Annotated in this window: 25 protein-coding genes; 16 read left to right on the top strand and 9 right to left on the bottom strand. The window is 61.6% G+C overall.

Annotated elements, in window-relative coordinates; all coding sequences use genetic code 11:
• Nucleotides 1–20: 20 nt before the first annotated feature.
• On the top strand, nucleotides 21–2,231 hold the full coding sequence (locus tag AACU78_RS04625; RefSeq protein ID WP_106580049.1) for an ATP-binding protein: 2,211 nt from the start codon (nucleotides 21–23) through the stop codon (nucleotides 2,229–2,231).
• A 3-nt stretch (nucleotides 2,232–2,234) separates the two neighbouring features.
• Here the strand turns inward: AACU78_RS04625 and AACU78_RS04630 are convergent, their stop codons facing one another.
• The 8 genes from AACU78_RS04630 to AACU78_RS04665 form a co-directional block, all read right to left on the bottom strand.
• Nucleotides 2,235–3,140, bottom strand: a complete 906-nt coding sequence (locus AACU78_RS04630) for an alpha/beta fold hydrolase (RefSeq protein WP_106580050.1) — start codon at nucleotides 3,138–3,140, stop codon at nucleotides 2,235–2,237.
• A 75-nt stretch (nucleotides 3,141–3,215) separates the two neighbouring features.
• Nucleotides 3,216–3,587, bottom strand: a complete 372-nt coding sequence (locus AACU78_RS04635; RefSeq protein WP_106580051.1) for a VOC family protein — start codon at nucleotides 3,585–3,587, stop codon at nucleotides 3,216–3,218.
• Nucleotides 3,584–4,216, bottom strand: a complete 633-nt coding sequence (locus AACU78_RS04640) for a BRCT domain-containing protein (protein ID WP_106580052.1) — start codon at nucleotides 4,214–4,216, stop codon at nucleotides 3,584–3,586. The genes AACU78_RS04635 and AACU78_RS04640 overlap by 4 nt, the downstream gene beginning before the upstream one ends.
• A gap of 13 nt (nucleotides 4,217–4,229) precedes the next feature.
• Nucleotides 4,230–4,619 carry a hypothetical protein gene (locus AACU78_RS04645; RefSeq protein WP_106580053.1) on the bottom strand — a complete coding sequence of 130 codons (390 nt, stop codon included), beginning with the start codon at nucleotides 4,617–4,619 and terminating at the stop codon, nucleotides 4,230–4,232.
• A gap of 55 nt (nucleotides 4,620–4,674) precedes the next feature.
• The gene (locus tag AACU78_RS04650; RefSeq protein WP_106580054.1) at nucleotides 4,675–5,223 is read right to left on the bottom strand and encodes a GNAT family N-acetyltransferase; all 549 of its coding nucleotides are present in this window, start codon (nucleotides 5,221–5,223) and stop codon (nucleotides 4,675–4,677) included.
• Nucleotides 5,220–5,699: a cysteine hydrolase family protein gene (locus tag AACU78_RS04655; protein ID WP_106580055.1), complete on the bottom strand. Its 480-nt coding sequence runs from the start codon at nucleotides 5,697–5,699 to the stop codon at nucleotides 5,220–5,222. Before AACU78_RS04655 ends, AACU78_RS04650 begins: the two co-directional genes overlap by 4 nt.
• Nucleotides 5,700–5,941: 242 nt before the next feature.
• Nucleotides 5,942–7,768, bottom strand: coding sequence for a glycoside hydrolase family 15 protein (locus tag AACU78_RS04660; RefSeq protein WP_106580056.1), 1,827 nt, complete (start codon nucleotides 7,766–7,768; stop codon nucleotides 5,942–5,944).
• Nucleotides 7,761–8,561, bottom strand: a complete 801-nt coding sequence (locus tag AACU78_RS04665) for a glucose 1-dehydrogenase (protein WP_106580057.1) — start codon at nucleotides 8,559–8,561, stop codon at nucleotides 7,761–7,763. Before AACU78_RS04665 ends, AACU78_RS04660 begins: the two co-directional genes overlap by 8 nt.
• Before the next feature lie 157 nt (nucleotides 8,562–8,718).
• Between AACU78_RS04665 and AACU78_RS04670 the strand changes: the two genes are divergently transcribed.
• The 11 genes from AACU78_RS04670 (at nucleotide 8,719) to AACU78_RS04720 (ending at nucleotide 20,372) form a co-directional block, all read left to right on the top strand.
• Entirely contained in the window at nucleotides 8,719–9,468 is a 750-nt protein-coding gene (locus AACU78_RS04670; protein WP_106580058.1) for an AraC family transcriptional regulator, read from the top strand.
• Between the two features lie 108 nt (nucleotides 9,469–9,576).
• Nucleotides 9,577–11,028, top strand: a complete 1,452-nt coding sequence (locus AACU78_RS04675) for an efflux transporter outer membrane subunit (protein WP_106580059.1) — start codon at nucleotides 9,577–9,579, stop codon at nucleotides 11,026–11,028.
• On the top strand, nucleotides 11,025–12,152 hold the full coding sequence (locus AACU78_RS04680) for an HlyD family secretion protein (RefSeq protein ID WP_106580060.1): 1,128 nt from the start codon (nucleotides 11,025–11,027) through the stop codon (nucleotides 12,150–12,152). The genes AACU78_RS04675 and AACU78_RS04680 overlap by 4 nt, the downstream gene beginning before the upstream one ends.
• Nucleotides 12,142–13,662 (top strand): DHA2 family efflux MFS transporter permease subunit, encoded by a 1,521-nt coding sequence (locus tag AACU78_RS04685; protein ID WP_106580061.1) that lies wholly within the window; start codon nucleotides 12,142–12,144, stop codon nucleotides 13,660–13,662. Before AACU78_RS04680 ends, AACU78_RS04685 begins: the two co-directional genes overlap by 11 nt.
• 92 nt (nucleotides 13,663–13,754) lie before the next feature.
• Complete coding sequence (locus tag AACU78_RS04690; RefSeq protein ID WP_106580062.1) at nucleotides 13,755–14,255, top strand: sigma-70 family RNA polymerase sigma factor; 501 nt, start codon at nucleotides 13,755–13,757, stop codon at nucleotides 14,253–14,255.
• Between the two features lie 23 nt (nucleotides 14,256–14,278).
• Nucleotides 14,279–15,232: a FecR family protein gene (locus tag AACU78_RS04695; RefSeq protein ID WP_106580063.1), complete on the top strand. Its 954-nt coding sequence runs from the start codon at nucleotides 14,279–14,281 to the stop codon at nucleotides 15,230–15,232.
• Between the two features lie 97 nt (nucleotides 15,233–15,329).
• A complete protein-coding gene (locus tag AACU78_RS04700) occupies nucleotides 15,330–17,735 on the top strand; it encodes a TonB-dependent siderophore receptor (RefSeq protein WP_106580064.1) in 2,406 nt (801 codons plus the stop codon).
• A gap of 161 nt (nucleotides 17,736–17,896) precedes the next feature.
• Nucleotides 17,897–18,838 (top strand): hypothetical protein, encoded by a 942-nt coding sequence (locus AACU78_RS04705; RefSeq protein WP_146151468.1) that lies wholly within the window; start codon nucleotides 17,897–17,899, stop codon nucleotides 18,836–18,838.
• Between the two features lie 117 nt (nucleotides 18,839–18,955).
• Nucleotides 18,956–19,285 carry a type III secretion protein gene (locus AACU78_RS04710; RefSeq protein ID WP_106580066.1) on the top strand — a complete coding sequence of 110 codons (330 nt, stop codon included), beginning with the start codon at nucleotides 18,956–18,958 and terminating at the stop codon, nucleotides 19,283–19,285.
• A 204-nt stretch (nucleotides 19,286–19,489) separates the two neighbouring features.
• The gene (locus AACU78_RS04715) at nucleotides 19,490–19,825 is read left to right on the top strand and encodes a hypothetical protein (RefSeq protein WP_106580067.1); all 336 of its coding nucleotides are present in this window, start codon (nucleotides 19,490–19,492) and stop codon (nucleotides 19,823–19,825) included.
• 1 nt (nucleotide 19,826) lies between these two features.
• Nucleotides 19,827–20,372 carry a type III secretion effector protein gene (locus AACU78_RS04720; RefSeq protein WP_106580068.1) on the top strand — a complete coding sequence of 182 codons (546 nt, stop codon included), beginning with the start codon at nucleotides 19,827–19,829 and terminating at the stop codon, nucleotides 20,370–20,372.
• A gap of 26 nt (nucleotides 20,373–20,398) precedes the next feature.
• Here AACU78_RS04720 and AACU78_RS04725 read toward each other — a convergent pair whose 3' ends face one another.
• A complete protein-coding gene (locus AACU78_RS04725; RefSeq protein ID WP_106580069.1) occupies nucleotides 20,399–21,550 on the bottom strand; it encodes an MFS transporter in 1,152 nt (383 codons plus the stop codon).
• Nucleotides 21,551–21,732: 182 nt separating this feature from the next.
• On the opposite strand from AACU78_RS04725, the gene AACU78_RS04730 reads away from it, so the two are divergent.
• The 4 genes from AACU78_RS04730 (at nucleotide 21,733) to AACU78_RS04745 (ending at nucleotide 26,650) form a co-directional block, all read left to right on the top strand.
• A complete protein-coding gene (locus tag AACU78_RS04730; RefSeq protein WP_106580110.1) occupies nucleotides 21,733–22,719 on the top strand; it encodes a diaminopimelate epimerase in 987 nt (328 codons plus the stop codon).
• Nucleotides 22,720–23,020: 301 nt separating this feature from the next.
• A complete protein-coding gene (locus AACU78_RS04735) occupies nucleotides 23,021–25,039 on the top strand; it encodes a type VI secretion system Vgr family protein (RefSeq protein ID WP_106580070.1) in 2,019 nt (672 codons plus the stop codon).
• Nucleotides 25,039–25,875 carry a DUF4123 domain-containing protein gene (locus tag AACU78_RS04740; RefSeq protein ID WP_106580071.1) on the top strand — a complete coding sequence of 279 codons (837 nt, stop codon included), beginning with the start codon at nucleotides 25,039–25,041 and terminating at the stop codon, nucleotides 25,873–25,875. The genes AACU78_RS04735 and AACU78_RS04740 overlap by 1 nt, the downstream gene beginning before the upstream one ends.
• A complete protein-coding gene (locus AACU78_RS04745) occupies nucleotides 25,868–26,650 on the top strand; it encodes a hypothetical protein (RefSeq protein WP_106580072.1) in 783 nt (260 codons plus the stop codon). Before AACU78_RS04740 ends, AACU78_RS04745 begins: the two co-directional genes overlap by 8 nt.
• The last annotated feature ends 3 nt before the right edge of the window (nucleotides 26,651–26,653 follow it).

Below are 26,653 nucleotides of genomic sequence, written 5' to 3' on the forward strand. Positions count from 1 at the left end.
CCCCCGGCGTGACGTCTCTCATGAAACCAGTGTCTGCGATCAGCGCCAGTCCCTCGCCGGATGATTGCGCGAGCGAGCCGATTCATATTCCCGGGACAATCCAGCCCCACGGCTTGCTGTTGACCTTGAGCGAGCCGGCGCTGGTGGTGCTGCAAGCCAGCGCCAACCTGAATGCCGAGCTGGGCCTGGGGCCGGGCCCGTTGTCCGGGCAGGCGTTGGGCAGCCTGATCGGCGATGACGCGCTGGCCAGGGTTCATCATGCGCTCGCCGACCTGGACGCAGATGAGGACGAGCTGCATCAGGTCACGCTCAATGGCAGCCTGTTTGACGCGTTGCTGCACCGCCACCAGGGCTTGTTGTTTCTGGAGCTGGAGCGCTCCGTAATGCCCGGGCATTGCGCCACGCTGCACGTGGCTCGCACCCTGCGGCGCCTGCAGTCGGCAAAGACCCTCGAGGGGCTGTACCAAACCTGCGTCACCGAGATTCGTGCCTTGACCGGCTACGACCGCGTCACCCTGTACCGCTTCGAGCAGGAAGGCCACGGCAAAGTCATCGGCGAATCCCTCAGCGACGGCATGCAACCTTATCTGGGGCTGTGCTTTCCGGCTTCGGATATCCCGCCGCAAGCCCGCGAACTCTACCGCCTGAACTGGATCCGGGTGATCCCCGACGCGACGTACACGCCGGTGCCGATCCTGCCGGCCCTGCGTCCCGACACGGGTCAAGCGCTGGACCTGAGTTTTGCGGTGTTGCGCAGCGTCTCGCCGGTGCACTGTCATTATCTGAAAAACATGGGCGTGCGCTCGTCGATGAGCATCTCTTTGCTCAAGGATGATCAGCTCTGGGGGCTGATCACCTGCGGCCATCGTGAACCCCTGCGCGTGCCCCATGAGTTGCGCACCGCGTGTACCAGCATCGGTCAGTTATTGTCGATGCAGATCAACGCATTGCAAGACCAGGACGCGCGCCGCCAACAACAGGAAAAAGCCAGCATGATCGACGCGCTGGTCACCGCCATGGCGGCGGACACGGGCGACGTTATGGAGAGCCTGTTGCCCTATGCGCAAACCCTGTTGAACCTGACTGCCGCCGACGGCTTGGCGATTCTGGTGGAGAAGCGCCTGCATCGCTTTGGCGTTTGCCCCAATGAAACCCAGATACGCGCGTTGTACCCCTGGATCGAGCAGCAGGGCAAAGGCGTGGTGGCCACTCACCAGGTGTCTGCGCAGTTTGCGCCAGCGGCTGCCTATCAAACCTATGCCAGCGGCCTGTTGGCCTTTCGCCTGCCCAAGCCGGTGGACAACGCGGTGATATGGTTTCGTCCCGAGGTCCAGACGTCGGTGCACTGGAGCGGCGAACCGGTCAAACACCGCGAAGCGCAAACGGCCGGGTTGAGCCCGAGGCTGTCATTCGAGCGCTGGAAACAGCAGGTCGAGGGCAAGGCGCTGCAGTGGTCTGTCTCGGAGCTGCAAGCCGTAGAGGCCTTGCGCCGTCACGCTCTTGAGCATGACCTGGGCCGGCAGGTGCAGCGCGAGCATGCCGCCGTGCGTGCGCGGGACGAACTGGTCGCAGTGGTCTCCCACGACTTGCGCAGCCCGCTGACCATCCTGCTGATGCAATGCGGCATGATGCGCAAAATGGTGCCGGTCGACGATACTCGCGCAACCCTGCGGCTGAACACGGCCATTCAAACCATGCAAACCGCGACGGCGCGCATGAACACCTTGCTGGAAGACTTGATCGACATTTCACGCATAGAAGCCGGGCGTTACCGGGTAACCCTGCAACCGCTGGAGGTGAGTGCGAGCCTGGAACAGCTGGGGTTGATGTGGCATCCGCTGGCGGCGGCCAAAGGCGTCAACCTGACGTGGCATGCTCAGCCTGGGTTGTTGATCCAGGCCGACTCGGAGCGTCTGTTCCAGGTGTTTTCCAACCTGCTTGGCAATGCCTTGAAGTTCACCGACGTCGGCGGGACGATTGAGGTGATTGCCCAGGCGGCCGGCGATGAAGTGCTGTTTCGCGTGTGCGACAACGGCGCAGGGATCGGCGCGGCGCAATTGCCCTTCATCTTTGAGCGCTACTGGACGTCGCGCGAGGGCAACCCCACAGGCAGCGGGCTGGGCCTGTACATTTCCCACGGCATCATCGAAGCCCACGGCGGCACGATCTGGGCAGAAAGCGTGGAGGGGCAGGGCAGCGTATTCAGTTTCAGGATCAAAGCTGCCCGGTAACGTTCAGGCCCGATCCAGCAATTCGCAGATCGCCCTGAGCGTGGACTGTGGCGCTTCCTGAGGAATGTTGTGACCCACACCGGGCAAGACTTCGCGTCGGTAAAAACCGCTGAAATGTTCCTCGTCGTCATCCACCGCCGGGGCCGGGCCTACGCCGTCATCAGCGCCGCACAGCGAAATTGTCGGCACCGGAATCGGCGGCTGCGCGGCCAGTGCCTGCTCGATCGCCTCCAGCGCCGGGTCGCCCGGCGCGTACATGAACCGGTGGCGATAGGAGTGAATCACCACATCGACAAAGTCCGGGTTATCAAATGACGGCGCCGTGCGGCCATACAGCCCCGGTCCCTCAGCCCAGGTCGGCGACCATAGCCGCCACAACAACTGGCAGAACTCACGGCGATTGGCGCTCAGACCGTCGACGCCACGCTGGGTGTGAAAGTAAAACTGATACCACAACCGATGCTCCTTTTCCGGCGCGCGCGGTTCAAGCGACCTGGCAATGTCCTGGATGTTGTAGCCATCGCCGGTCACCAACCCGCGTACCCGTTGCGGCCATAGAGCGGCGACGATACACGCGGCGCGTCCGCCCCAGTCGTAACCGGCGAGCGTGGCCTGCGTGATGCCGAGGGCATCCATGAAATCCAGCAGGTCCTTGGCCAACGCCGCCTGTTGGCCGGAGCGCATCACTTGCGCGTTGATAAACCGTGTTGGGCCATAGCCACGCAGGTAGGGCACCAACACCCGGCAACCGCGATCGGCCAGGGCCGGCGCGATCTCATCGTAGCCACGCGGGTCGTAGGGGAAACCATGCAGCAGGATCACCGGTTCGCCGTCTTCGGGACCGTGGGCTTCGTAGGCGATTTCCAGCATCGGCGTACGGACGTATAGCAGCGGGGCGAGCGTAGTCATGAGGGGCGCTTATCGACTGGCCAAAGTAGCTGCAACTCTAGCTCAAACCCGTGACGGCACGGGGCGTAAATCAAGTCAGTCGTTTGACTTGTCTAGCCCGACCTGACGCAACCCGATGCAATTGCCCCACGGATCGCGCACCTGAGCCATCCACTGCCCGCCCTCAATCGCCAAAGGCCCGCGATACAGTCTTGCGCCCAATGCCTCCAGCCGACGCACCGTCGAGTGCAGATCGTCCACGCGCCAATACACCACCGAGCCTGCGGCGCCACAGGCAACTTTGTCGTCGGCGTTGACGATCTCAATAGCCACACCTTCCAGCGCCAGATGACCGAAATCATCCGGCTGATGGTGAATCCGCGTGGCAGAGGGAAAAGCCGCGGCGTACCACGGGGTTGCGGTGCGCCAGTCGGGGACATGAATGAGGATAGAGACGATGGGGTTCAACCGAATAGCACCTGTTGCCAGTGAGCTTCGCTGATTATCGCAATGGGGACACCGCTATTTCGCAATTCCACGGCTTTCTTGATCTTCGCCCCGTAGGCGCTGTGGAGCCACTGTTCGTTGCCAATGCTGCCCACCACCAAAAAATGTATCTTTTTACTCACGGAGTTACCGATCACACCTCCGCGTTCGATTACGAGCGACTCGCAGTCTTTCCGAGGGCCGTGAGCCATGATCCCAGTGAATAAGAAAACCCTGTCTAGCCAATCGAGTTCAGGAACTGGGTCGTTTAAAGGAAGAGTACTAACGCCTTTAGCATGCTGAGGTGCACCAACGGGAACGCCGGAGAACTGATGCAGGATCTCCAACAGCTCAATCGACTCGTCCTCATCCAGTACGCCATCACTCAGCATGTGGGAGAGGCGTTGATACAGGATATTAACGACCGGGTCTTCCAGATGTATCAAGTGGGTTTCGATCCACGACTTGAGAAACTCGGCCTCCAGTTGGTTGATTTTTCCATCTGCTGTCAAGCCGGCAGTGACGCCAACCAATGCGTCAGCAGAGCGTCTATCAATACGAGCTTGGTGAAAGTAGAGGCTTCGCTCGAATTCCTGATGAAGATCGACCATGCGTCCTTGCTCCCTATTCTTCAGCTTCCGTTGTCTGGTTGATGTACTTCGTTTTGTCGGGCGTGAACGTAACCGTCATGTTAGTGCGCGAACAGGTTTTAAGGACCTCATGCTCCGGGTCAATATCCAAGTTTTCACCTCGCAGGCCCTGCCATTGCGCCAGGTAGTTGAGCGAGCCAAACTTTTCTAGCTTTTTCAGGCTTCGACTGACACCGCCTTTCCAGCCGAGTGGGGGCAACTCATTGTTGAGGGCAGCTTGCGTAAGATCAGATCGCTTTGTTGCCAGCTCTCGACCCGTCTCCCAGCATTTGATCAAACCCTTATCGTCGCTTTCCCATATCTCACTCCAGCTCAGGGTTGGTCGCAGCGATGTACCGGCGTCTCGGCGTATACGTGGTGTCATATTCCTTCCTTGAATATCAGGCGTGATGGATGGCGGCGGTACCTTTATATATCTTTTATTTCTTCTCTAGCCACTTCTGCGTCAATAACCCCAACACCATCAGATCATGCCGTTGGCCATTCCAGAATCCGGCTTCTCGCAACGTTCCTTCGGCGATGAAGCCCAGGCGTTCCAACAATGCCAGTGACGCGGTGTTTTGCGGATGCACCATGGCTTCAACCCGATGCAAGTGCATGTGCGCGATGCCCCAATCGAGCATCGCCCGCAACGCTTCGCTCATCAAGCCTTGGCCACGGGAGGCGGGCGCCAGTTCACAGGACAGGGCGCAGCTGTGCCAGGCGCGATTCCATTTGAACAGGCCGCAGCCGCCGATCAGTTCGCCGTCCCGTTCAATCCCCCAGCGTGTGCCGGGGTTGGGCTGGGTGCGCGATTGGGCGAAGGTGTCGACCAGCGCGTGGGCCTGGGCGAGGTCGGTCATCGGGTCGGCGCCAAACCAGCGCATGTTGGCAGCGTCGCGGTGGATGGCGAACAGGGCGGGGGCGTCCGTCGCGCGCAATTCGCGCAGGCGCAGGCGCTGGGTGGCAAGCGTCGGGAATGGGTTCATGAGGCGGTCGTCGCCATCACCTGAGCCCGATCAATCACGCATCCAAAATGGTGCCGCCACAAATCCACGCCCAGTGTTCCCGACCGGTCCAGCGACGAGCCCACGGTCAAATCGCTGATCAGCGTCGGCTGCAAGCCGGCGTCAAATAACGCGAACCCGGCCGCCAGCACGCACGTATCGGTTTGAATGCCACACACCAGCACGCGATCCGGCGCCAGGCTTTTCAGGTAGTCCAGGGTTTCGGGTGTCGGCGCATAGCCGTGTTTGATGAAGACGCGCTCGGCTGCGATCAGGCTGTCGTCATCCGGCGCGGGTTGCCAGCCCAGTTGGCGGGTGAAGGGGGTGATGCTTTCGTCATGGCGCTCCACGGTGGCCACCGATGGCAGGCGCCCGAGCAGGGCGTTGATGCCATCGACCAGCCACGCAGGTGGGTTGAAAGAAGGTTGCACGTCGATGATCAACAATACCTGGCGCATGAGGTTCCTGATGGCAGCTGGGGGGCTGCCCATTGTGCACGCTGCGGGGTTCAGCGGGGCGCCTCAGGTCAAAATCAACAGCAGGAAGCTGAACCCGATCACCTGTGGGAGCGGGCTTGCTCGCGAATGCGATGTGTCAGCCTCTGCATGCCGTCACTGACACTCCCGCTTCCCGACAAACCCGCTCGCACAGGTAGCCCTCAGTGTCAGGTTGATAGGCCGCGGCTGTGCGTCGGGCCTGCTCAAGGTTGCCAGGTGGTCTTTTCGCCGCTGAGCTTACGGTCCAGAAAGGTCGCCGCGCTGATCAGCGCCAAATGGCTCAACGCCTGCGGCGTATTGCCCAAGTGATGTGCCTGGCTGTCGAACTCTTCGGCGTACAAGCCCAACGGGTTGGCGTAGCGCAGCAGTTGTTCGAATTCCAGGTGGGCCTTCTCCACTTGCCCGGCGCGCGCCAGGCATTCGACGTACCAGAACGAACACGCGGCGAATGCGCCTTCGGTGCCTTGCAGCCCGTCGATCTGGCTGTCGTCGTTGCGGTAGCGGTAGACCATGCCGTCACGCACCAGGCTTTTCTGGATTGCTTCGAGCGTCGACAGCCAGCGTGGGTCGGTCGCCGCGACAAAGCGCACCAGCGGCATCAGCAGCATCGAACCATCCAGCGCAGTACTGCCGATGTGCTGCACGAAGTGCCCGCGCTCTTCATTCCAAAAGTTGCTCCAGATATCCGCGTAGATCGCCTGGCGTGTCTGGTCCCAGCGCGCAAACGGCGCGGGCAGCGAGCGTTTGGAGGCCAACCGGATTGCGCGGTCCAGCGCCACCCAGCACATCAGGCGCGAATGCAGGAAGTGATGCTCCTCACCGCGCATTTCCCAGATGCCCACGTCTTGCTGGTTCCAGATTTCGCACACCTGATCTGCCACTTCCACGGTGTGTTTCCAGCCTTCATGGGAAATTGCTTCGCCGTATTTGTTGACCAGGTACACCGCGTCCATCAGCTCGCCGTAGATATCCAGCTGGACCTGGTCAAACGCTTCATTGCCGATGCGCACCGGTTTGGCGCCGCCGTGGCCGCTGAGGTGATCAAGCGTGGCTTCCGGTAGTTCCTGGCGCCCATCGATACCGTAAAGAATATTGATTTTGGTTGCCTGACCGCAGCAGTCGCTGACGCGGCCTTTAAGCCAGCGCATGTAAGCGTTGGCCTCTTCGATGAACCCCAGACGCATGAAGGCGTAGACGGTAAACGAGGCGTCGCGGATCCACGTGTAGCGGTAGTCCCAGTTGCGTTCGCCGCCGGGGGTTTCCGGCAGGCCAAATGTCGCGGCGGCGATGATTGCACCGTGCTTGCGCGAGGTCAGCAGCTTCAAGGCGAGTGCCGAGCGGTTGACCATTTCGCGCCAGCGCCCGCGGTAATTCGACTGCGCGATCCAGCTGCGCCAGAATTTCAAGGTGTGCGCCAGCGCCAGGTCGGTGCAGCCGTTGTTGACGCGGGGGTCTTCCTGGCCGCCGAGCACGAACTCAGCGCCTTCTTCCTGGCCCAGGGTGAAGCTGGCCACGGCGGCATCGTCTTCGATCTGCATCGCGTGGCTGCCCGCCAGCCGCAGGCCAGGCAGGCCGTCGGCGGTGAACGACACGATACCGTCGGCGAGGCTGGCGTGGGTCGGTGTGCGCGCATAGTCGTGGCGCACGGCGCAGCGCAGCTGGATTTTTGCGCTGCCGCTGACCACGCGCACGCGGCGAATCAGCAGCGGCAGGTCGTCGATTTCTTCACTGATGACCAGCAGGTCGGTGATTTCCACCACGGCTTCATCGCTCAGCCAGCGGGTTTGCAGCACGTTGGTATCGGGCAGGTAGATTTGCTCACGCCGTGCGTTTGTCAGTTCGGGAGAGAGTTGAAAAACACCCGCCTCAGGCGTGTCGAGCAGCGAACAGAAAATCGACGGGCTGTCGAATTCCGGCCAGCAGAAAAAGTCGATGCTGCCGCGGTCATTCACCAAGGCCGCGCTGCGCATATCGCCAATAATGCCGTGGGCATCGATGGCGCTTTGGGGTTCGTTCTTGAAATCAACCATTGCCACGAAACTCCGGATAAAGGCTCATGCCACCGTCAATGAACAGGGTGCTGCCGACCACGTAGTCGGACGCGTCGCTGGCCAGCCACACCACCGCGTTGGCCACGTCTTCGACGTCGCCGACGCGGCCATAGGGAATCAACTTCAACAGCTCTTTTTCCGCCGCGCCTTCTGTGGCGGCGCGGTTGATCGCCGTACGAATGGCGCCCGGCGCAATGCCATTGATGCGGATGCGTTGTTCGCTGACTTCCTGGGCGAGGGTGCGCATCAGCATCTCCACGCCGCCCTTGGAGGCGGCGTAATTCACATGCCCGGCCCAGGGAATGATCTGGTGCACCGAACTCATGTGGATGATTTTGCCGGCGGCACGCGACACGCCCTCGCGCACGCCCTGTCGATTGAAAATCCGCACGGCGGCGCGGGCACACAGGAACTGCCCGGTAAGGTTGACGCCGATCACGGTGTTCCAGTCCTCGAGGGTCATGTCGACCAGGTTGGCGTCTTTTTGCAGGCCGGAATTGGCCACCAGAATGTCCAGGTGGCCGAAGGCATCGAGGGTCTGGGCGAATAAACGTTCAACGTCGGCTTCTTTGGACACATCGCCACCGATGGCAATCGCCTGGCCGCCGTTGGCGTTGATCTGCGCGGCAAGGGCTTCGGCCGGCGCCGCCTGCGAGTTGTAATTGAGCACCACGGCCGCACCGGCCTCGGCCAATGCCTTGGCGGCGCCTGCACCAATGCCGGAACTGGCGCCGGTGACCAGGGCCACTTGTTGCTGCAACGAGATCTGCATAGCCCACCCACCGTTTTAAGAGAGTCTTTGCAGCTGACTGGCAGCGCGGGGCGGAAGTTCACCGGTTGTCTCAAATGCGACGATGGCTGTCTGTTTCGCTCGTTTTTGCCAGTGCGCTTTTCGCTAGACTCAAGGCCCGTTGATGCGAGCACCGCCTATGACTGCCCAATCGCCGCCCAGGCCGTGGCTTGAAGCCTATGCCGACAATTACCGTAATGATGAGGTGGTGCTCCCGCATTGCCATGCCCAGGCGCAACTGATTCATGGCGTGGCGGGGGTGATGGTGGTCAATACCGCGCAGGGCAGTTGGCTGGTGCCGTCCGGGCATGCGCTGTGGGTGCCGGCCGGTACGTCGCATGAAATCCGCATGGCCGGTGACGTGCACATGCGCACGCTGTTCCTGGCGCCGGATGCGGAGCCCGGATTGGGCCGGGTGTGCCAGGTGATTGAAGTGTCTGCGCTGCTGCGCGAGTTGATCGTCGCGGCGGCCTTGATTGCAGGGCAGAACACCCCGCGCATGCTCGCGTTGATCGAGCTGATTCGCATGGAGTTGCTCAGCGCGCCCGTGGTGGCCATGCATGTGCCGGTGCCGGCGGAGGCGCGCCTGGCCAAGCTGTGCACGCATTTTATCCGCCACCCAGCCGATGACAGCAGCCTGGAGTCGTGGGCCGACCTGCTGAACATGAGCGCGCGTACCCTGAGTCGGATTTTCCAGCGTGAACTGGGCATGAGCTTTGGCGAGTGGCGCCAGCGTGCGCGGCTCGCCCTGAGCCTCAAACTGTTGGCCCAGGGCGTGCCCATTCTGGAGGTGGCGCTGGAGCACGGTTACCAGAGCCCGAGCGCGTTCAGCGCGATGTTTCGCCGTGCCATGGGTTACCCGCCGAGCCATTTTCGGCCAGGGCCTTGAGCCACGCTGCGCAGTTGTCCGTTCAGCGACGATAGATGGCCTGGGCGCGCGCGAATCCCCAAGGTGAGACCTTTACGCTGCAAGGCCCTTTCCTGAACGAGCCTTGTGATGCCCAGCTCTGTTTTTGACCGCTTCCACCGCTTGGCCATTGTGGGTGTGATCAGCGCGCTGGCCGGGTGCAGCAACGCGCCTACGACGCGAGTGACGGCGCAGCCTGCAGCGATCTTATCCCTGGAAACCGCCGAACCGCTGCCGGCGCGTTGGTGGCAGTTGTACCGTGACCCGCAACTGGATGCCTTGGTGGAACGGGCACTGCGCGAGAACAAACACCTTGAGGCTGCTGGCGCGCATGTCGATGCGATGCTGGCGCTGTTGCAGCAGGTCGAAGGTCAGCGCCGCCCGTCCACTGAGTTGTCTTATGGCCTGGGGTATGGCCGCAGCCGCGATGACCAGACCTTGGCCCAGGCGACGGGCCAGTCGGCGGGCGGGCAGTGGAGCCACACCCCTGAGTTTGCCTTGAGCTATACGCTGGACCTGTGGGGCGCCGTGCGCTACCGCATTGCTGCGGCCCATGCCGATGCGCAAGCCGCACGCGCCGTGGAGGATGAATTGCGAGTGACCGTGGCGGCGCAGACCGCACGGGCCTATGCGCAGGCCTGCGTCTACGCGCATCAGGCCCAGGTGCAGCGTGATTCGGTGCGCCTGTTGGCGCGCAGCCTTGACGTCACTCAGCGTTTGCAAAAGGCCGGCGCCGCCAATGAACTGGAGGTGGCACGCCTGCAAGGCCTGCTGGAGGAAACCCGCGCGCCGTTGGCACTGTTCGCTGCGCGCCGCCAGAGCGCGCTGTATGAACTGGCGGTGCTCAGTGGTCAGCCGCCGGAACAAGTGAGCGCTCACAGCTGTCAGCAAGGCCCGCGATTGCAGGCGCCGTTGCCGGTCGGCGAAGGCTGGGCGCTGGTGCAACGCCGTCCCGATATCCGCCGCGCCCAGGCACAGGTGCGTGCGGCGACCGCGGCCATCGGCTTGGCCCGCGCGCAGGTGTATCCACAGATTACCTTCGGCGCGATGCTCGGCTCGTCGGCCGCCAGCCTGGGCAAACTGGGGGACGCCAACGCCGTGGTGTATGGCATCGGCCCCTTGCTGTCCTGGCAGTTTCCCAACCGGCAGATCGCCCTTGCGCAGGTCACCCAGCGGCGGGCCGAAGCGCATCAGGCGCTGGCGCAATTCGACGCCACCGTGCTCGACGCGCTCAAGCAGGTGGAGCAAGCGTTGGTGCTTTACCAAGGCGAACAGCAGCGCCGCCAAGCCCTGGTCGCCGCCCTGGCGCATAGCCGCCGAGCGTTCGAGCTGGCCAACCGCAGCTTCCTGGCCGGTGGCCTGGATGCGCTGGCGCTGCTGGACAGCGAGCGCAACCGCGTCAGCCTCGAAACACGCCTGGCTCAGGCCGACCTGCACCTGATCAACCGCCAGATCGACCTGTTCCAGGCGCTGGGCGGCGGTTGGCAGCGCCCTGATCCATCACCTTCCTTACCCGTAGCCACCCTTGGAGCCCGCCGATGAATCAGGCCGTTGAAGTCATTTCACCCACGTTGATGCAACGTCACCGCCGCACGTTGGTGGTGACGGCGTCGGTGGCTGCGTTACTGGGCATCGCCCTGTTTGGCAGCTATTGGTGGACAACGGGGCAGTTCCTGGAAGAGACCGACGATGCCTATGTGCGTGCCGATTGGGTCGCCGTCAGCCCCCGGGTTGCCGGCTATATAAGCCAGGTGCTGGTGGACGACAACCAGTGGGTCAAGGCCGGAGACGTGTTGGTGCGTATCGATGAGCGCGATTTTATCGAGCGTCTCAACAGTGCCCAGGCGCAGCTGCAGCAAGCTGAAGCGGCGGTCACCGCGCAACAGGCCAACCTGCAGACCCTCGACGCGCAATCCGGCGAGCAACAACAACGTATTGTTCAGGCCCAGGCCGCGCTGGCCAGCGGTGAGGCTGAAGCACAACGCGCGCGCCTTGATTACCAGCGCTATCGCGACCTGGTGGCGCAGCAGGTCGCCAGTGCCCAACACCTGGAAACGGTGAGTGCCAGCCAGGCCCAGGCGCAGGCGACGGTGGCCCAGGCACGTGCGCAGGTGCTGCGTCAGCAGGCGCAGTTGCAGGTGCTGAAGGCGCGCCGCCAACAGGCCCAGGCCCAACTGCAAGAACGTCAGGCCCATGTCGGCGAAGTTCGGGCCGCCGTGGGCTTGGCGCGTAACGCGCTGGAGGACACGGCGATTCGTGCGCCGTTTGACGGCGTGGTGGGCCAGCGCAAAGCGCGCCGCCAGCAATACGCACTGCCTGGTTTGCCGCTGCTGGCCGTGGTGCCGGTCGCGCAGGCGTATGTGAGCGCCAACTTCAAGGAAACCCAGTTGCAGCGCATGGCGCCTGGGCAGTCGGTGGACATTGCGGTGGACAGCTTCGCCGGCCGGCACTGGCGGGGCGAGGTGGAAAGCATCGCCCCAGGCTCCGGCGCAGTGTTTGCGTTATTGCCGCCCGACAATGCCACGGGCAACTTCACCAAGATCGTCCAGCGTTTTCCCGTACGGATCCGCCTGCTGGCGCGGGAAGGTGACGGCCCACGCATCCTGCCGGGCATGTCGGTGATTGCCACGGTCGACACGCGTGGGGCGCCTGCTCATGGCGGTTGATGCGCGCTCACCCCAGGTGTCGTTGCGCGCATGGGTGGCGGTGATCGGCGGGCTCTTCGGCTGCTTCATGGCCGGGATGAACGTGCACGTCACCAGCGCCGCGCTGCCGGAAATCGAAGGCGCTTTGGGCGCCACGTTCGAGGAGGGTTCCTGGATCTCCACCGCGTACCTGGTGGCGGAAATCATCATGATCCCGCTCACCGCGTGGCTGGTGCAGGTGTTTTCATTGCGCCGCGTGATGCTTTTAGGCTCGGGCGTGTTTTTGCTGGCCTCGGTGGCGTGCTCGCTGGCGCCGAACCTGCAAGCCATGATCATCATTCGGGTGATACAGGGCGCGGCTGGCGCGGTGCTGATCCCATTGTCTTTCCAACTGATCATTACCGAGCTGCCGCCCAGCAAAGTGCCACTGGGCATGGCCCTGTTCAGCCTGGCCAATAGCGTGGCCCAGGCTGCGGGCCCGTCGATGGGCGGTTGGCTGACGGACGTGTACTCGTGGCGCTGGATCTTCTACCTGCAATTGTTCCCCGGCATTGCGTTGCTCGCCGCGGTGGCCTGGTCGATTGATCGCCAGCCCATGCACCTCAAGCTGTTGCGCCAGGGCGACTGGTGGGGCATCGCCTGCATGGTGATGGGTCTGGGTGCGCTGCAAATCGTGCTGGAGGAGGGCGGGCGCAAGGACTGGTTCGGTTCGCCGTTTATTGTGTGGATGAGTGTATTGGCCGTGGTCGGGCTGCTCGGGTTTATCGCGCGCCAACTGTGGGGCGCGCATGCCTTTATCAACCTGCGCCTGTTGGGGCATTACAACTTTGGCGTGGCCAGTGTGGCGATGTGTGTGTTCGGCGCGAGCACATTCGGCCTGGTGTTTCTGGTGCCCAATTACCTGTCGCAATTGCAGGGCTACAACGCACGGGAGATTGGGCTGAGCCTGATCCTCTACGGGCTGGTGCAACTGGTGATGGCGCCGTTTTTGCCGCGATTGATGAGGGGGTTGAGCGCCAAGCTGCTGGTAGCGTCGGGCTTCGCGATCATGGCGCTGGGGTGCTGGATGGGCGCGCACTTGTCCGCCGACAGCGCGAGCAATGTGATCGTGCCGTCGATTGTGGTGCGCGGGGTCGGTCAGCCGCTGATCATGGTGGCTTTGTCGGTGCTGGCCGTGCAGGGGCTGGCGAAGGCCGAGGCGGGTTCGGCCTCGGCGGTGTTTTCGATGCTGCGCAACCTGGGCGGCGCCGTCGGCACGGCGTTGTTGGCGCAACTGGTGGTGGTGCGCGAGCGTGTGCATTCAGCGCGGATCAATGAGTCGGTGACGCTGTTCGACTCGGCCCTGCAACAACGCCTGCCGGACGCGGGCGTGTTGCAGGCGCAGTTGCCGGACCATCAAGCGACGTTGCAACTGCTCGACCAGAGCATCCATCACCAGGCGTTTCTGATGGCCTACAGCGATGCGTTTTATCTGGCCTGTGTGGCATTGGCGTTGTGTGCGCTTGCGGCGCTGATGCTGCGGCGCGGGTGACGTGCCGAGAACGGCGCGGGACGACGGGAAGCAATTGCTCCACTTAATAGGAAGCATTACTATTCACGCCCCGCCTCCCCAGTGCTCACTCGATGACTCCTCAGCCGCCCCGCAGAACAGGCTTTTTCGAGCACTACGAAGAGTTGATCGGAACCTGGACACGCCGCCTGAGAAACCGTCAGCAGGCCGAGGACCTGGCCCACGACACCTTCGTGCGGGTGCTTGAGTCGCGCGCCAGTGAGGTTGAGCAACCGCGCGCCTATTTGCATCAAACCGCGCGCAACATCGCCGTTGACGCCTATCGCCGCGAAGACCGGCGTGAGGCGCTGGCGCTGGAAGCTTTTGATCAGCGCTCGTTCCACGGCGGCGACCCGGAGCATTTCATGCACGCCATCCAGTTGGCGGACTCCATCGAGCGGGCCCTGGCCGAGTTGCCGCTCAACTGTCGCAAGGTATTTATCTGGCAGAAAATCGAGGGCCTGACCCAGCAGGAAATCGCCGTGCGCCTGGGCCTGTCTAAAAACATGGTGGAAAAGTATATGATCCGCACCTTGCGGCATCTGCGTGACCGCCTGGATGCGATGGCCCCATGACCCGCTTTGAAACAGGACCTTCCATGATGGATAGCCGCGCTCGCGACGAAGCCGCGCAATGGTTTGTACGCCTGCAAGAGGCCGACTTGAGCAGCGCAGAACGCCAGCGCTTCGACGCCTGGCGCAATGAGCGTCCCGAGCACCAATACGAATTCGATGTGCTGCAAGGAATGTGGAGCGCCGCAGACCTGCTGCCCAAGGCGCGTTTGCAGGCGTTGTGTGAGGCGCCGGTCGAGCGCCCTCGACGCCGTGCCGTTGTGCGTTACGCCGTCGCCGCCAGTGTGGTGGCGATTGCCCTGGGCCTTGGGCTGTTCAGCGGGCTGGATCAACCCAAGCCTTACAGTGCGCAATTCAGTACGCGCGTGGGTGAGCATCGCCAAGTGGCCTTGCCGGACGGCTCGGTCATGGACCTGAACAGCCGCAGCGTGGTCGCGGTGCACTACGAAAAGGGCCGGCGCGGAGTCGAGATCAAGCAAGGCGAAGCGATGTTCAGCGTCGAGCATGACACCAGTCGCCCGTTCATCGTGGTCGCCGGAGCAGGGCAGGTGACGGTCACCGGCACACGGTTCGATGTGCGCCGTGACGACGACCAGACCCGCGTGGTGGTCGAGGCCGGCACCGTCAAGGTACAGGGGCGCTCGACGGATCAGAGGGTCACGCTCACGGCAGGCCGCGGCACGCATGTCGATTCCCAGGGACAGGTCGCAGCGGCTTATGCGGTGAATGCCGATGAACTGACCGCCTGGCGCAGCGGGAAACTGGTGTTCAACAACGCCACCCTCGGCGAAGTGGCCCGTGAAGTATCGCGCTATCGTGAGCAGCCCTTGCGGGTCAGCACGGCGGCGGTGAGCAACCTACGCTTGACCAGTGTGTTCAACGCCCGCGACACCGACGCCTTGCTCAAAGCCTTGCCGCACATACTGCCGGTCGCCCTGCGCAGCTTGCCCGATGGCAGCCAGGAAATTATTTCTCGCTGAAATTCAGGTTTTTTCCGAGTTCTTCGTCTTCTCCTGCAACTGCAACTGGTTTGCATTAACAGCCGCACACTTTTGCGATCACAGGACTAGGTTCGACGTGAAAAAACTTACCGTCTACAACAATAAAATTTCCCGCTGGGCGCCTCTGGCGCTGGCGCTCGCCGTCAGTGCCGCGCTGCCTGCGGCCTATGCTGGCGACGGCATCCACATCCGCGCTCAGCCTTTGGGCGCAGCGTTGAGCCAGTTGGGCCAGCAGACTTCCCTGCAAGTGTTTTTCAACCCGGACATGGTCGCCGGCAAGCAAGCGCCTGCGGTGGACGGTAACCTCTCGCCCGAACAAGCCCTGCGCCAGCTGCTGCAAGGCAGCGGCCTGGATTACCAGATCGACGCCGGTTCTGTGACCCTGCGCCCGCAAAGCACCGGCACCGGTGAAGCCGGCTCGCCGCTGGAGCTGGGCGTCACCGACATCAAGGTGGTCGGCGACTGGTTGGGTGATGCGAACGCTGCCGTCGTGCAGAACCACCCTGGCGCGCGCACGGTGGTGCGCCGTGAAGCCATGGTTGAGCAGGGCGCAATGAACGTCGGTGACGTGCTGCGCCGTATCCCTGGCGTGCAGGTGCAGGAATCCAACGGCACCGGTGGCAGTGATATTTCCCTGAACGTCGGCGTTCGTGGCCTCACATCGCGCCTGTCGCCACGCTCCACCGTGTTGATCGACGGCGTGCCGGCGGCGTTCGCCCCGTATGGCCAGCCTCAACTGTCGATGGCGCCGATTTCCGCTGGCAACCTGGACAGCATCGACGTGGTGCGCGGCGCCGGTTCCGTGCGGTATGGGCCACAGAACGTCGGCGGTGTGATCAACTTCGTGACCCGCGCCATTCCCGAGACATTCTCCGGTGAAGTCGGCACCACCTTGCAGACGGCTGAACACGGTGGCTGGAAACACGTCGACAACGCCTTTGTGGGTGGCACCGCCGACAACGGTATTGGCGTTGCGTTGCTCTATACCGGCGTCAACGGCAATGGTTACCGCGACAGCAACAACTCCAATGACATCGACGACGTGATCCTCAAGACTCACTGGGCGCCGACCGATCAAGACGATTTCTCGCTTAATTTCCACTACTACGACGCCAGCGCCGACATGCCCGGTGGCTTGACCCAGAAGCAATTTGACGCCAATCCGTACCAGTCGGTGCGCGACTACGACAACTTCAGCGGTCGCCGCAAGGACGTGTCGTTCAAGTACATCCGGCAGATCGATGACCGTACCCAGGCCGAAGTGCTGACCTACTACACCGACAGTTTCCGGGGCAGCAACATTGCCAACCGTGACCTGAAGACCATCGGTTCCTACCCGCGCACCTACTACACCTTTGGCATCGAGCCACGTGTGTCGCACGTGTTCGACGTGGGCCCCAGCACTCAGGAAGTCAGTCTTGGTTACCGCTACCTGAAAGAAGGCATGCATGAGCAAGCCAGCAGCCTGAACCTGGTCGACAATGTACCGACGCCGGGTGGCCAAAACGATGGACATGTTTACCAGGACCGCACCGGCGGCACCGTCGCCAATGCGTTCTATCTGGATAACAAAATCGATATCGGCAAATGGACCGTCACCCCGGGTATCCGCTTCGAAAACATCGAAACCCGCTGGCATGATCGCCCGGTGGTCGCCCTGAACGGCGTGCGCACCGTGGAAAAAAATCGCAGGATCGAGAGCAACGAGCCCTTGCCGGCGTTGAGCGTGATGTACCACATCTCTGATGCCTGGAAGCTGTTCGCCAACTACGAAACTTCGTTCGGCAGCCTGCAGTATGCGCAGATCGGGCAGGGTGGCCGGGTCAACCAGACGGCCGATGGCCTGAACCCGGAAAAGGCCAAGACCTACGAGGTCGGCACGCGCTACAACGACAGCGTGTGGGGCGGCGAAGTGACATTGTTCTACATCGACTTTTCGGACGAGTTGCAATACGTCAGCAACGACGTGGGCTGGACCAACCTGGGCGCCACCAAGCACCAGGGCGTCGAAGCCTCGGCCCACTACGACCTGTCGAACCTCGACCCGCGCCTGGACGGCCTGACCGCCAGCGCCGGTTTCACGTACACCAAGGCCACCTCAGAAGGCGATGTACCGTTCAAGGGCCGCGACTTGCCGCTGTATTCGCGTGAAGTGGCAACGGCGGGCCTGCGTTACGACATCAATCACTGGACCCATAACCTGGACGTCTATGCCCAGTCCGGGCAACGCGCGCCGGGCACTGGCACCACTTACATCACCCAGGGCACTGCCGATGGCCAGTACGGCGATATTCCTGGTTATGTCTCGGTCAACGTGCGCAGCGGCTATGACTTTGGTGCGCAACTGTCGAACCTGAAACTGGGCGTGGGTGTGAAAAACGTCTTCGACCAACAACATTACACGCGCTCGAGCGACAACAACGCGGGTTTGTACCTTGGCGAGCCACGTACCTTCTTCGTACAGGCAAGCGTCGGGTTCTGACCTGCCGTTGACACGAAAAATCGCAGCCCTGGGGCTGCGATTTTTTTTGCGCCTTTCCTACAGGTTTTTAAGCGACCTGCTGCCGGGTCAGGAACCTATTCCGACAGATGCGCCACACAGGGGAAACCTGAACGACTTCGACGTCACGCTGGCGTGGCAGGTTGGTAATCGATCCCCTTGCACTGGAGGCACTTATGTCGGTATCGGCTCTCGATACGTCTGTTTCTGTTTCATCAACCGCTGACACGGCGCTGGCTGATTCAAAGCCCGAAGCCAAGGCCAGCCGTGCGTTTTCTGTCGCGCCGTCCTACGACAGCCACAGCGCCGGGAACGTGAGTTATAACCTGTCGGTCAACGTCTCCGGGCCGGTGTTTGGCGCTCATCAGCAAACAGCCCAGGGTCACAGTGATCATCATCATTGGGCGCCGGCGATGAATCACTCGGCCTCGCAACAGGGTTTCATGCAGCAGTTTCAACACGCAATGGGCCATTGGTTTGGTAGTCAGCGACCCCACGCGCATGCTCATCACAACGGTGTACCGCCAACGCCGGTGCCGGTTGGGTCGGGTAAACCAGACCTCGTCTACTCCCACAAAAGTAATGACCAACTGGCGCAGTTGCTGTTGAACAACTTCGCTGCGTTCACCGGATCAAGTCACTCCAAGACCCTGAGTGCTCGCACCCTTAGAGACATGGCGGCAAAACAGCTGGGCAGTGATCCCAACGTGAATGAAAACATTCGCACCGCCCGAGAGGTATTGCGGCGTACCGGCATGATGGACGCCCTTGGCAGTCGAACCGACCTGCACGCCCTGGCTAAACTCATCCGTGACGACAACCCCTTCAAATACAAGGATGACAAACAAATAGCCCAGGAAATGCTCAACCATTTCAATCAATTGAAAGATTACGTTGGGCACGAAATCAACGTCAGAGACCTTCAGGCGCTGGGCAAAACACCCATGACGGGCATTCCGTCGATCGACCATTTAATCCAGCTGAGTAAAGCGTTTACCGGCCGCGGCGATTCGCTGAAGAAAATGGACGCAGACGCGGATGGCCGGATCAACGTGTTTGAAATCCTGGTCGCACTGACCCGCTGATTGAGTACGCGCGATGCAATCGGCGCGGCGAACGCTTCGTGGCGCTTGCTGCGCTGGATGGGCCCAACGGCTTAGCGCACTCGGTAGTCTTTTCAGAACGTGAATCAGGGCCTGGATATGACTTCAACTTCGTTTCAACCCTGCCCAAGGGGAGGCCTCGACACCTTCGCCCATGGCGTCGACGTTGAGCGCTCAACAGCGGTGACAGGGCAAGAGCTGCCGAATGACCTTCTGCCTGCGGCCCCGCCGAATGGCTACGCGGCAGAAGTGCAGCGCATGAAAGCGCTCGCGGGGCAGTGCAAGTTCCGGGCACCGGTCGCCGATGATTTCGCCCGCGGCATGCTTGCGCCTGGGGAGGCGAGCCGCAACGAAAGCAAAGGGTCGGGCGCCTGGGCTGTGTTGATCCATGGCCTGAAAACTGTCTGGCGTGGGGGGAAGTCGGATTGACCCAGGGCCTCATGGTTTTTACATGCTGTTATTGGTATTCCGCCGCTGCCCGGAACTATCGTGCCCAACTCGCCACACATCGGTTGCTTGCTCCTACGCAATCAACCCACTGATCCGGAGCACCTCGGTGTTGAATTTCAGGCAAGCACAGATCAGCAAAAGGTCGGGAGATGACGTATGACAATTGAGGGTGCATTACCGCGCATGCTGCCAACGGCCATGGGCGGCCCGCAGGTTCGCTGGCCTTCGCCGCCGCCTGTGGCACAGCCGTTTTGCGAGGATCAATCTGTTGCGCAAGACCTGCCGCCGCCGCGGCGGCACGGCTTGCGCGCTACCGTGCCGTCGTTGCGGCACCAGGCGCTGCAGAACGCACCAGCGGCTCGCGCAGACACCACGCTTCCGGGCCCGAGCTTCACCGATAGGCAACTGGCGCTCGAGTTGCGAAAGAACTTTGACGTGTTTGAAAACTACAGCGAGGGGGGCTGTGTGACGCCGTCCTCGCTGCGCCAATTTGCAGCCGAAAAGCGTGAGGGTGAATAACGTGCGCGACCGCATGATCCTGGTGGTCAGGGAAATTCTCAAGCGCCCGCTGCTGAGCGACGCAATCATCGATTGCGACGGCTATATCACCCGCGACAGCCTGGAAGCCGCTTGCGAATTGCGCGGCAACAGTTCACCCAACGCCTTCAGCCAGGACCCTTTCCATGGCCAGGGCAATGCCAGCGTCGTGCAGGCGTTGCAAGGTCACTTCAAACAGCTGAGGGACACGCTCAAGGACCGCACCGTGTTCTTTGAAACCTTTGAGTACGTGGATATTTCGCTGCTCAAAGTGGTGATGAACGACCCCGATGACAGCGACTCACTGGGCAGGCCGATTCTTGAACCCACCACCGGATTGCCCAGGAAGAAATACAGTGAACACTGTGTGTACACGGCAAAAAACATCATCGAGCGCCCAGGATTATTGCGCTCGCTGGAGCGCGCCAATACCCAGCGCTTGTTTGGCCGCTCCAGGCACGAGGGCTGGCTGTGCAACAAAAGCCTGGAGCGCTGGCTGGAACAGCACCAGATGCACAAGGCCCGGTAGCGTCCGGGCCGTGTGCGGCAGGCAATTTACACCTTGAGGATCTTGCCGCTGATGGCAACGCCGGCCAGCAACGTCGCGACCAGCACAAAGGCAATGCTCAAGCTGCTGCCGTGGGCGATAAAGCCGATCATGGCCGGGCCGGCAAGAATGCCGGCATAGCCCAGGGTCGTAATGGCCGGTACCGCAATGTGCTCCGGCATGACTTTTTGCTTGCCGACGGCGGTGTACAGCACCGGCACGATGTTCGAGCAACCAGCGCCCACCAATGCATACCCCAGCAGCGCGGTTTCCCAGGCCGGGAACAGCGTGGCCAGCAGCATGCCGGCGGTGGCCAGCGAGCCGCCGATGACAATCACACGGGTGGCGCCCAGCCGTCGCACAATGGCATCGCCGGTCAGGCGTCCCGCAGTCATGGTCAAGGCAAATGCCGCATAGCCGAGGCCGGCGTAAGCCTCATCCAGGCCACGCTCGGCGCTGAGGAATACGGCACTCCAATCCAGCACCGCGCCCTCAGCCAAAAATACGATGAAACACAGGCAGCCAATAAACAGCACCACACCGTGAGGCACTGCAAACGCAGGGCCCGAGCTTTCACTGCCGTAGGGCAACAGATGTGGCCCGGCCTTGAGCAGCGCGACCGCCACGATCACGATCACCACCAAGGTCGCCTGCAATGGCGACAGGCCCAGGCCGAGCAACCCGGAGACTCCCGCCGCACCAACAATGCCGCCGAGGCTGAACAGGCCGTGAAAGCCCGACATCATGGTTTTACCGCTGGCACGCTCAACGATGACGGCTTGCAGGTTGACCGTCGAATCCACGGTGCCCAGGCCTGCGCCGAACAGAAACAGCCCGGCCATCAGCAGTGGGATCGAGCTGACCGTCGCGAGCATCGGCAGGGCCAGGCAGATCATGATCGTGCCGCCCGTCAGCACGCGTCGGCAGCCGAAACGTGAGGCCAGCGCACCGGCCACCGGCATGGCGATGATCGAACCCACTCCCAGGCACAACAGCAGCAGACCCAGCGTGCCCTCGTTGAGTTGCGCGCGTGCCTTGGCATACGGCACCAGCGGCGCCCAGGCGGCGATGCCGAAGCCGGCGATGAAAAAAGCGATACGGGTCGACATTTGTTCCAGTCGCCCGGGAACCACGGGCGCTGGAGTGGGAATGGCAGTCATGAAAAATCCTTGGTTTTGCGTTCAGCGAACGATGTCCGGCGCGACATCCTTGCATATCAGGCGCTCTCGAGCGAGCCGGGTTCCCTTTGGATGACCCGATCGACAGTTCTGTAATACGCTGCCGTCCAGTGTGCAGGCAAATGGACGGACAAGCCGATGAAGATTTTCAAGCGGGTAGCAATATGACCCAGTTCTATGACGCGCGGGGCAATATCTACGCGGTGGTCAGCCCGGCCTATCTGCGCAGCCGTGGTGTCGATGTGCCCGAGCGCGCTGACTTGGCGGCGCACACTCGCAAGGACTGGGCGGCATCGGCAATCTCCTCCGAGTGCGGCTGGGGCGCGTTGCCTCGACCCGCCAATGCGAAGGCGCACCGTTGCGATGGTTTGCTGGTCGGGCCATTTCAATCCGCGCCGCCGTTCGACCTGCTGATCGTCAATACGGATGGCTCACTCGCCGAACGCAGCGGCAACGGTCTGACTATCTTTGCGCAGGCGTTGACCGATCAGGGCTTGATGGTTCAGACGTGTGAATTGCGCGTGCACCATGACAAGCCGGCCACGGCGTCGCCTGTTGCCACCCGCGTGGAGCCGGCGTTGTACGAACAGGTGGCAGGTTTCTGGCTGGCATTGGGGCTACCGATGTTCGGCCCCGGCGCAGTGGCCGCTGCGGGTGTCAATGCGGTTGCGGTCAGGGAGCGTGAGTTCAGTCACGTGGCCGCGTTGGCGGCAGTCAACCCGCACTGGGCTTGCAGTGAGTTTGTACGCGTGGGCAACCCTCATTGCGTGACGCTCGTCGAGCACGCCAGCGCGTTACCCGACAATTGGTCGATGCAACAGCCTGAACTGTTCGGGTTGTTGCAGGCGATTGCCTTCGCACCGCCGCTCGGGCGTGGTCAACCTTGCAGTGCCGGAATCAATCTGCAATGGGCTGCCCGATCTTCGGACAATCACCTGATCGCGCGGGTGTTTGAGCGGGGAGAGGGTCCCACCGCGTCCTCGGGGACCAGCGCCAGTGCAGTGGCGTGCGCGGCATGGCGAGCAGGTTGGGTCACGGACGGCGTGGTAACCGTGGTCATGCCAGGTGGCACGGCGCCCGTACGGTTGCAGAGCCAGGGTGAAACACTGCTGAACGTCAGCCTGTTCGGGACTGCCAGGGCTCAAGCCTGATCGTGACAGAGCAGCTGATGGCGTGGGTTAGTGTCAGCTGTTTCTTTATTGGTTAGTTAGGTTTGTGAAGTTAGTGTAGGAAATTTCTTGTTGTTCTTAGTTGCTTTATTAATGCGCTGTAATCTTTCGTAAAAGACACTTCCGACCCCAATGTACGAAACTTCTTTTTTGTTTTTGAAGAGCCGAATTGCGCCTGAAATCGCTAAGCTTCACTGCGTTAAGGCGCTTTTTCCCAGCTGTTCGATCAACATCCGACGGGAGAAAGCCTTTCAGTCAACTATTTGATGATGGGTAACTACGGATGGTGAGTGCGTTAATGTCAACACGTTTCAAATTGATACTTCCAGAAGTTGCCAGCGACTTTCAAGTGCTCGCTTTTGAAGGCAATGAAGTCATTGATCAGCCTTATTTCATTCAACTGCAGGTAGTCAGTGAAAACGCCTCGCTGGACCTTGAGGCACTGCTCCATCAGCCTGCCTATCTTGACTTCGGCGCGGCGGACGCAGGGCTGCATGGGCAAATCCACGCCATCGGCCGTGATGATCCGGGCGCGCGGCTGACCCGTTATCACCTCACCCTGGCCCCCCGGCTGGCGTGCTTGGCCCACCGGCGCGACCAGCGGATTTTCCAGCAGCGCAGTGTGCCGCAGATCATCGCTGCGGTGCTTGAGCATCACGGTATCCTTGCCGACGCCTATTGCTTCGAACTCGGCCCGGTGGTCTATCCGCCACGCACGTTCTGCGTGCAGTACGCTGAAACCGACCTGCACTTCATCCAGCGCCTGTGTGAAGAGGAGGGCATTCACTACCATTTCCGCCACAGCACGCACAATCACGTGCTGGTGTTTGGTGACGACCAGACGGTGTTTCGGCGCTTGCCTGCGCAGCGCTACTGTCCGGTGCATGACTATGTCGACGAATCGGGGGTGATCCAGGGTTTCGAGGTGCGCCTGGAAACCCGCACTCGGCATACGGCTCGCCGCGATCATGATTTCGAGCACCCGTTGTTGCGCTTGCACGACACGGCAGGCACTGCCTGGGCGCAACCTTTGGAGGATTATCGCTACCCTGGTGGCTTCTTTGACCCTGCACGGGGCAAACAATTGGCGCGCCGAAGCCTGGAGCGCCATCAGAGCGACCGTCATCACGCGCTGGGCAGCAGTGATCAAGCTGCGTTGAGCTGCGGCCATTTCCTCGAACTGCGCGATCACCCCGATCCGGCCTGCAACGACCTCTGGTTGATCACATCAGTGCGTCATGAGGGTTATCAACCGCAGGTACTTGAGGAAGCGGTGGTTGAGACGGACGTATTCCAGGGCTACCGCAACCAGTTCATCGCCACACCCTGGCGCGCGCCTTATCGGCCTCGTCTGAAGCACCCGAAACCGACCATCAATGGCAGTCAAACCGCCACGGTGACAGGGCCTGCGGGCGAGGAGGTGTATTGCGATGCCTATGGCCGGGTGAAGGTACGGTTTCATTGGGATCGCCTGGAAAACGCCGATGACAAAAGCAGCTGCTGGGTACGGGTAGCGTCTGGTTGGGCGGGGGATGGCTTTGGCGCAATGATGATTCCGCGCGTGGGCATGGAGGTGCTGGTGACCTTCCTGGAGGGCGATCCCGACCGGCCATTGATCAACGGCTGCCTGCCCAATGCGCTGCACATGCCGACCTATCCTTTGCCGCAGCACGCTACCCGCAGTGTCTTGCGCAGCCGCAGTTCGCCGGGCGGCGGGGGAGCCAACGAACTGCACCTTGAAGATCGCCGTGGCGAGGAACTCATCTACCTGCGCGCTCAGCGTGATCTGGAGCAGAAAGTGGGGCACGACAGTCGCTTGGAGGTCGTCGGAGAGCGCCACGAAATCATCCGCGGACTGAGCACGGCTCACCTGCAAAGCGGTGAGCGTCGTCATATCGGGGGTGATCGCAATGTCGAACTCAAAGCGCATGATCACCTGGACGTGCAGGGCGACAGTCAGACACGGGTAGGGCGTTTGCTGGTCATAGAAGCCGGGCAACAAATCCATCTCAAGGCAGGTGCCAGCCTGGTCATCGATGCGGGCGCGCAACTGAGCCTCAGGGCTGGGGGTGAGTATGTGCTGGTTCAGGCCGGCGGTATTTTCACCAGCAAACCCATTACCGTCGGCGGCCTGCCACCCCCGAATTCATCAACGAGCCCCTTTTCAGCAGCAATCGGTCCGAAAATGGCGGTTGCACAAGGCCTCGTCATGGCGTTGGCCCGGCAATTGGGGGCTGATTTTTGTCCTGTGTGCGAGCAATGCCGCGAAGGCCAGTGCGCTATCAAGCGGAGGGCTGCTTGATGCAGAGCACGCCTGGCCGCTGGATGGCCCAACAGCAACAAGCGGGCCGCCGACTGTGTCTGATCCTTGACGGCAACCATGAGGCACGCCAGCCGCTGCTGGCAGCCCGTAATCTATCGCAATATTGCAGTCTCTACGGTGAGAGCGCTGTGGCCGAACTGGCAGCGGTTGGTCCGGTGATCCTGCTATTGGAGCAGGCAAGTGAGCCTGCGCTGTTCGACCTGCTGCAGCACCCGCAGTCTGACTGGGGTTGGTTGGCAAGCCTGCCCGACGACGACCTGGCCGGTGCGGCCCGACATTGGCGCGAGCGCATGCTGGTAGGGCTCGAGGGCAGCCAGGCGTTGTATCGCTTTCATGACAATCGAACCCTGGCTCGCGTGTTGGCTCATCTGCCGAGTGAGCACTGGCCGGTGTTCCTCGGCCCGTTGATCAGCGTGTGCTACTGGCACGAGGGCCATTGGCACCACGGCGATAATCCGGCCCCCGGTGAGTATCCGGTGCCAGTTCCGGCACCCTGGCTCAACACCCCCAACCCCCATACGGCGGCCATCCTGCACGCCAATGTCCTGCGTTACCTGCTGACCGAGCACAGCGAAGACCTCGCCGCGCTGGTTGAATTCCAGGACCCTCGAATCTGGTTATCTCAGGTATTGGAACAGGCTCGTGCGTGGCAATGGCGTGCGCCGCAACAGCTTGAGTTCCTGGTGGTGCGCAGGTTGGAAGAGGCAACGCGTACCAGCGTCATTCAGTGGCAGCCAATGCAAGGAGAAACGCCTGGGGACCACTTCGAACGAGTATCGGCGCAGTGGCGCAGGCTGGGAGGCAAGCATGGATAAGCGGCTGCGTGGTGCATTGGTCGCGCTGGGTGCGGGATGGCTTTCGGGATGTGCGGTGGGGCCGGTCAATCACTTCACGTTGGAGGTGGATTTGCCTGCGGAGTTTCGGTTTACAGGGGCGGCTAACTACGGTCCTGCAAGGGACCAGTTGTGTACCTTGCCGCGACGTCGAGGCAAGAGGCCGGAGCGGAAGATCTTTATTGCTGATTACAAACCGGTGGTCGAACGAGTGAGCTATGACCTGCCGCTGACTGAAACCATCGAGGGATGCCCATCGGTGTTGAAGAGCGTGGAGTTCGACATTTATGCGAAATGGGGCGAGCGCGACGCAGATGTCGGTGGAGATTCAGCCGCTATCTATTTCGCAGATCCTGTCGAATCTGAGCGCGTAGCAGGGATGCCCGGCTCAGGTGTGCAGGAGCTGGCCGGTCAATGCAGGTGGTTTTTTCGCACGGTGGGGCCCTTGCATGCAATCAGAAAAATTCTGGAGTGCAAAGCGTTGGACGCAGGAGGGCAGCGGCAGAAAGTTCGAGCGGGCGGTGTCGTGCAACGAGAGCTGTTACCTGGAAAAAAAGTCAGGCTGGTACTGGCGCTTACAGATCAGGAAGAACCGGCTTTTGACCGGCGGTGGATAGCTGTACCGGGAGGTTGGAAACGCTGCAGGGGTAAAAGCTTTGAGGATCAGCAGGGAGCTTGCGAGCCCGATAACAAGGACTTCAAACCTATAAAGATGCCGGATGGACGCACTTGTGATGTCTATCCCACCTGTAATTGACAA

The organism is Pseudomonas sp. R9.37, from assembly GCF_963878885.1.
GTDB lineage: Bacteria > Pseudomonadota > Gammaproteobacteria > Pseudomonadales > Pseudomonadaceae > Aquipseudomonas.

Bases quoted from the DNA above. Each gene is read 5' to 3' on its own strand.
- AACU78_RS04665 (WP_106580057.1), bottom strand. From the start codon at position 8,561: ATGCAGATCTCGTTGCAGCAACAAGTGGCCCTGGTCACCGGCGCCAGT.
- AACU78_RS04680 (WP_106580060.1), top strand. From the start codon at position 11,025: ATGAATCAGGCCGTTGAAGTCATTTCACCCACGTTGATGCAACGTCAC.
- AACU78_RS04645 (WP_106580053.1), bottom strand. From the start codon at position 4,619: ATGACACCACGTATACGCCGAGACGCCGGTACATCGCTGCGACCAACC.
- AACU78_RS04710 (WP_106580066.1), top strand. From the start codon at position 18,956: ATGACTTCAACTTCGTTTCAACCCTGCCCAAGGGGAGGCCTCGACACC.
- AACU78_RS04725 (WP_106580069.1), bottom strand. From the start codon at position 21,550: ATGACTGCCATTCCCACTCCAGCGCCCGTGGTTCCCGGGCGACTGGAA.
- AACU78_RS04740 (WP_106580071.1), top strand. From the start codon at position 25,039: ATGCAGAGCACGCCTGGCCGCTGGATGGCCCAACAGCAACAAGCGGGC.
- AACU78_RS04650 (WP_106580054.1), bottom strand. From the start codon at position 5,223: ATGAACCCATTCCCGACGCTTGCCACCCAGCGCCTGCGCCTGCGCGAA.
- AACU78_RS04715 (WP_106580067.1), top strand. From the start codon at position 19,490: ATGCTGCCAACGGCCATGGGCGGCCCGCAGGTTCGCTGGCCTTCGCCG.
- AACU78_RS04735 (WP_106580070.1), top strand. From the start codon at position 23,021: ATGGTGAGTGCGTTAATGTCAACACGTTTCAAATTGATACTTCCAGAA.
- AACU78_RS04685 (WP_106580061.1), top strand. From the start codon at position 12,142: ATGGCGGTTGATGCGCGCTCACCCCAGGTGTCGTTGCGCGCATGGGTG.
- AACU78_RS04695 (WP_106580063.1), top strand. From the start codon at position 14,279: ATGATGGATAGCCGCGCTCGCGACGAAGCCGCGCAATGGTTTGTACGC.
- AACU78_RS04730 (WP_106580110.1), top strand. From the start codon at position 21,733: ATGACCCAGTTCTATGACGCGCGGGGCAATATCTACGCGGTGGTCAGC.
- AACU78_RS04660 (WP_106580056.1), bottom strand. From the start codon at position 7,768: ATGGTTGATTTCAAGAACGAACCCCAAAGCGCCATCGATGCCCACGGC.
- AACU78_RS04625 (WP_106580049.1), top strand. From the start codon at position 21: ATGAAACCAGTGTCTGCGATCAGCGCCAGTCCCTCGCCGGATGATTGC.
- AACU78_RS04630 (WP_106580050.1), bottom strand. From the start codon at position 3,140: ATGACTACGCTCGCCCCGCTGCTATACGTCCGTACGCCGATGCTGGAA.
- AACU78_RS04690 (WP_106580062.1), top strand. From the start codon at position 13,755: ATGACTCCTCAGCCGCCCCGCAGAACAGGCTTTTTCGAGCACTACGAA.
- AACU78_RS04675 (WP_106580059.1), top strand. From the start codon at position 9,577: ATGCCCAGCTCTGTTTTTGACCGCTTCCACCGCTTGGCCATTGTGGGT.
- AACU78_RS04640 (WP_106580052.1), bottom strand. From the start codon at position 4,216: ATGGTCGATCTTCATCAGGAATTCGAGCGAAGCCTCTACTTTCACCAA.
- AACU78_RS04655 (WP_106580055.1), bottom strand. From the start codon at position 5,699: ATGCGCCAGGTATTGTTGATCATCGACGTGCAACCTTCTTTCAACCCA.
- AACU78_RS04745 (WP_106580072.1), top strand. From the start codon at position 25,868: ATGGATAAGCGGCTGCGTGGTGCATTGGTCGCGCTGGGTGCGGGATGG.
- AACU78_RS04670 (WP_106580058.1), top strand. From the start codon at position 8,719: ATGACTGCCCAATCGCCGCCCAGGCCGTGGCTTGAAGCCTATGCCGAC.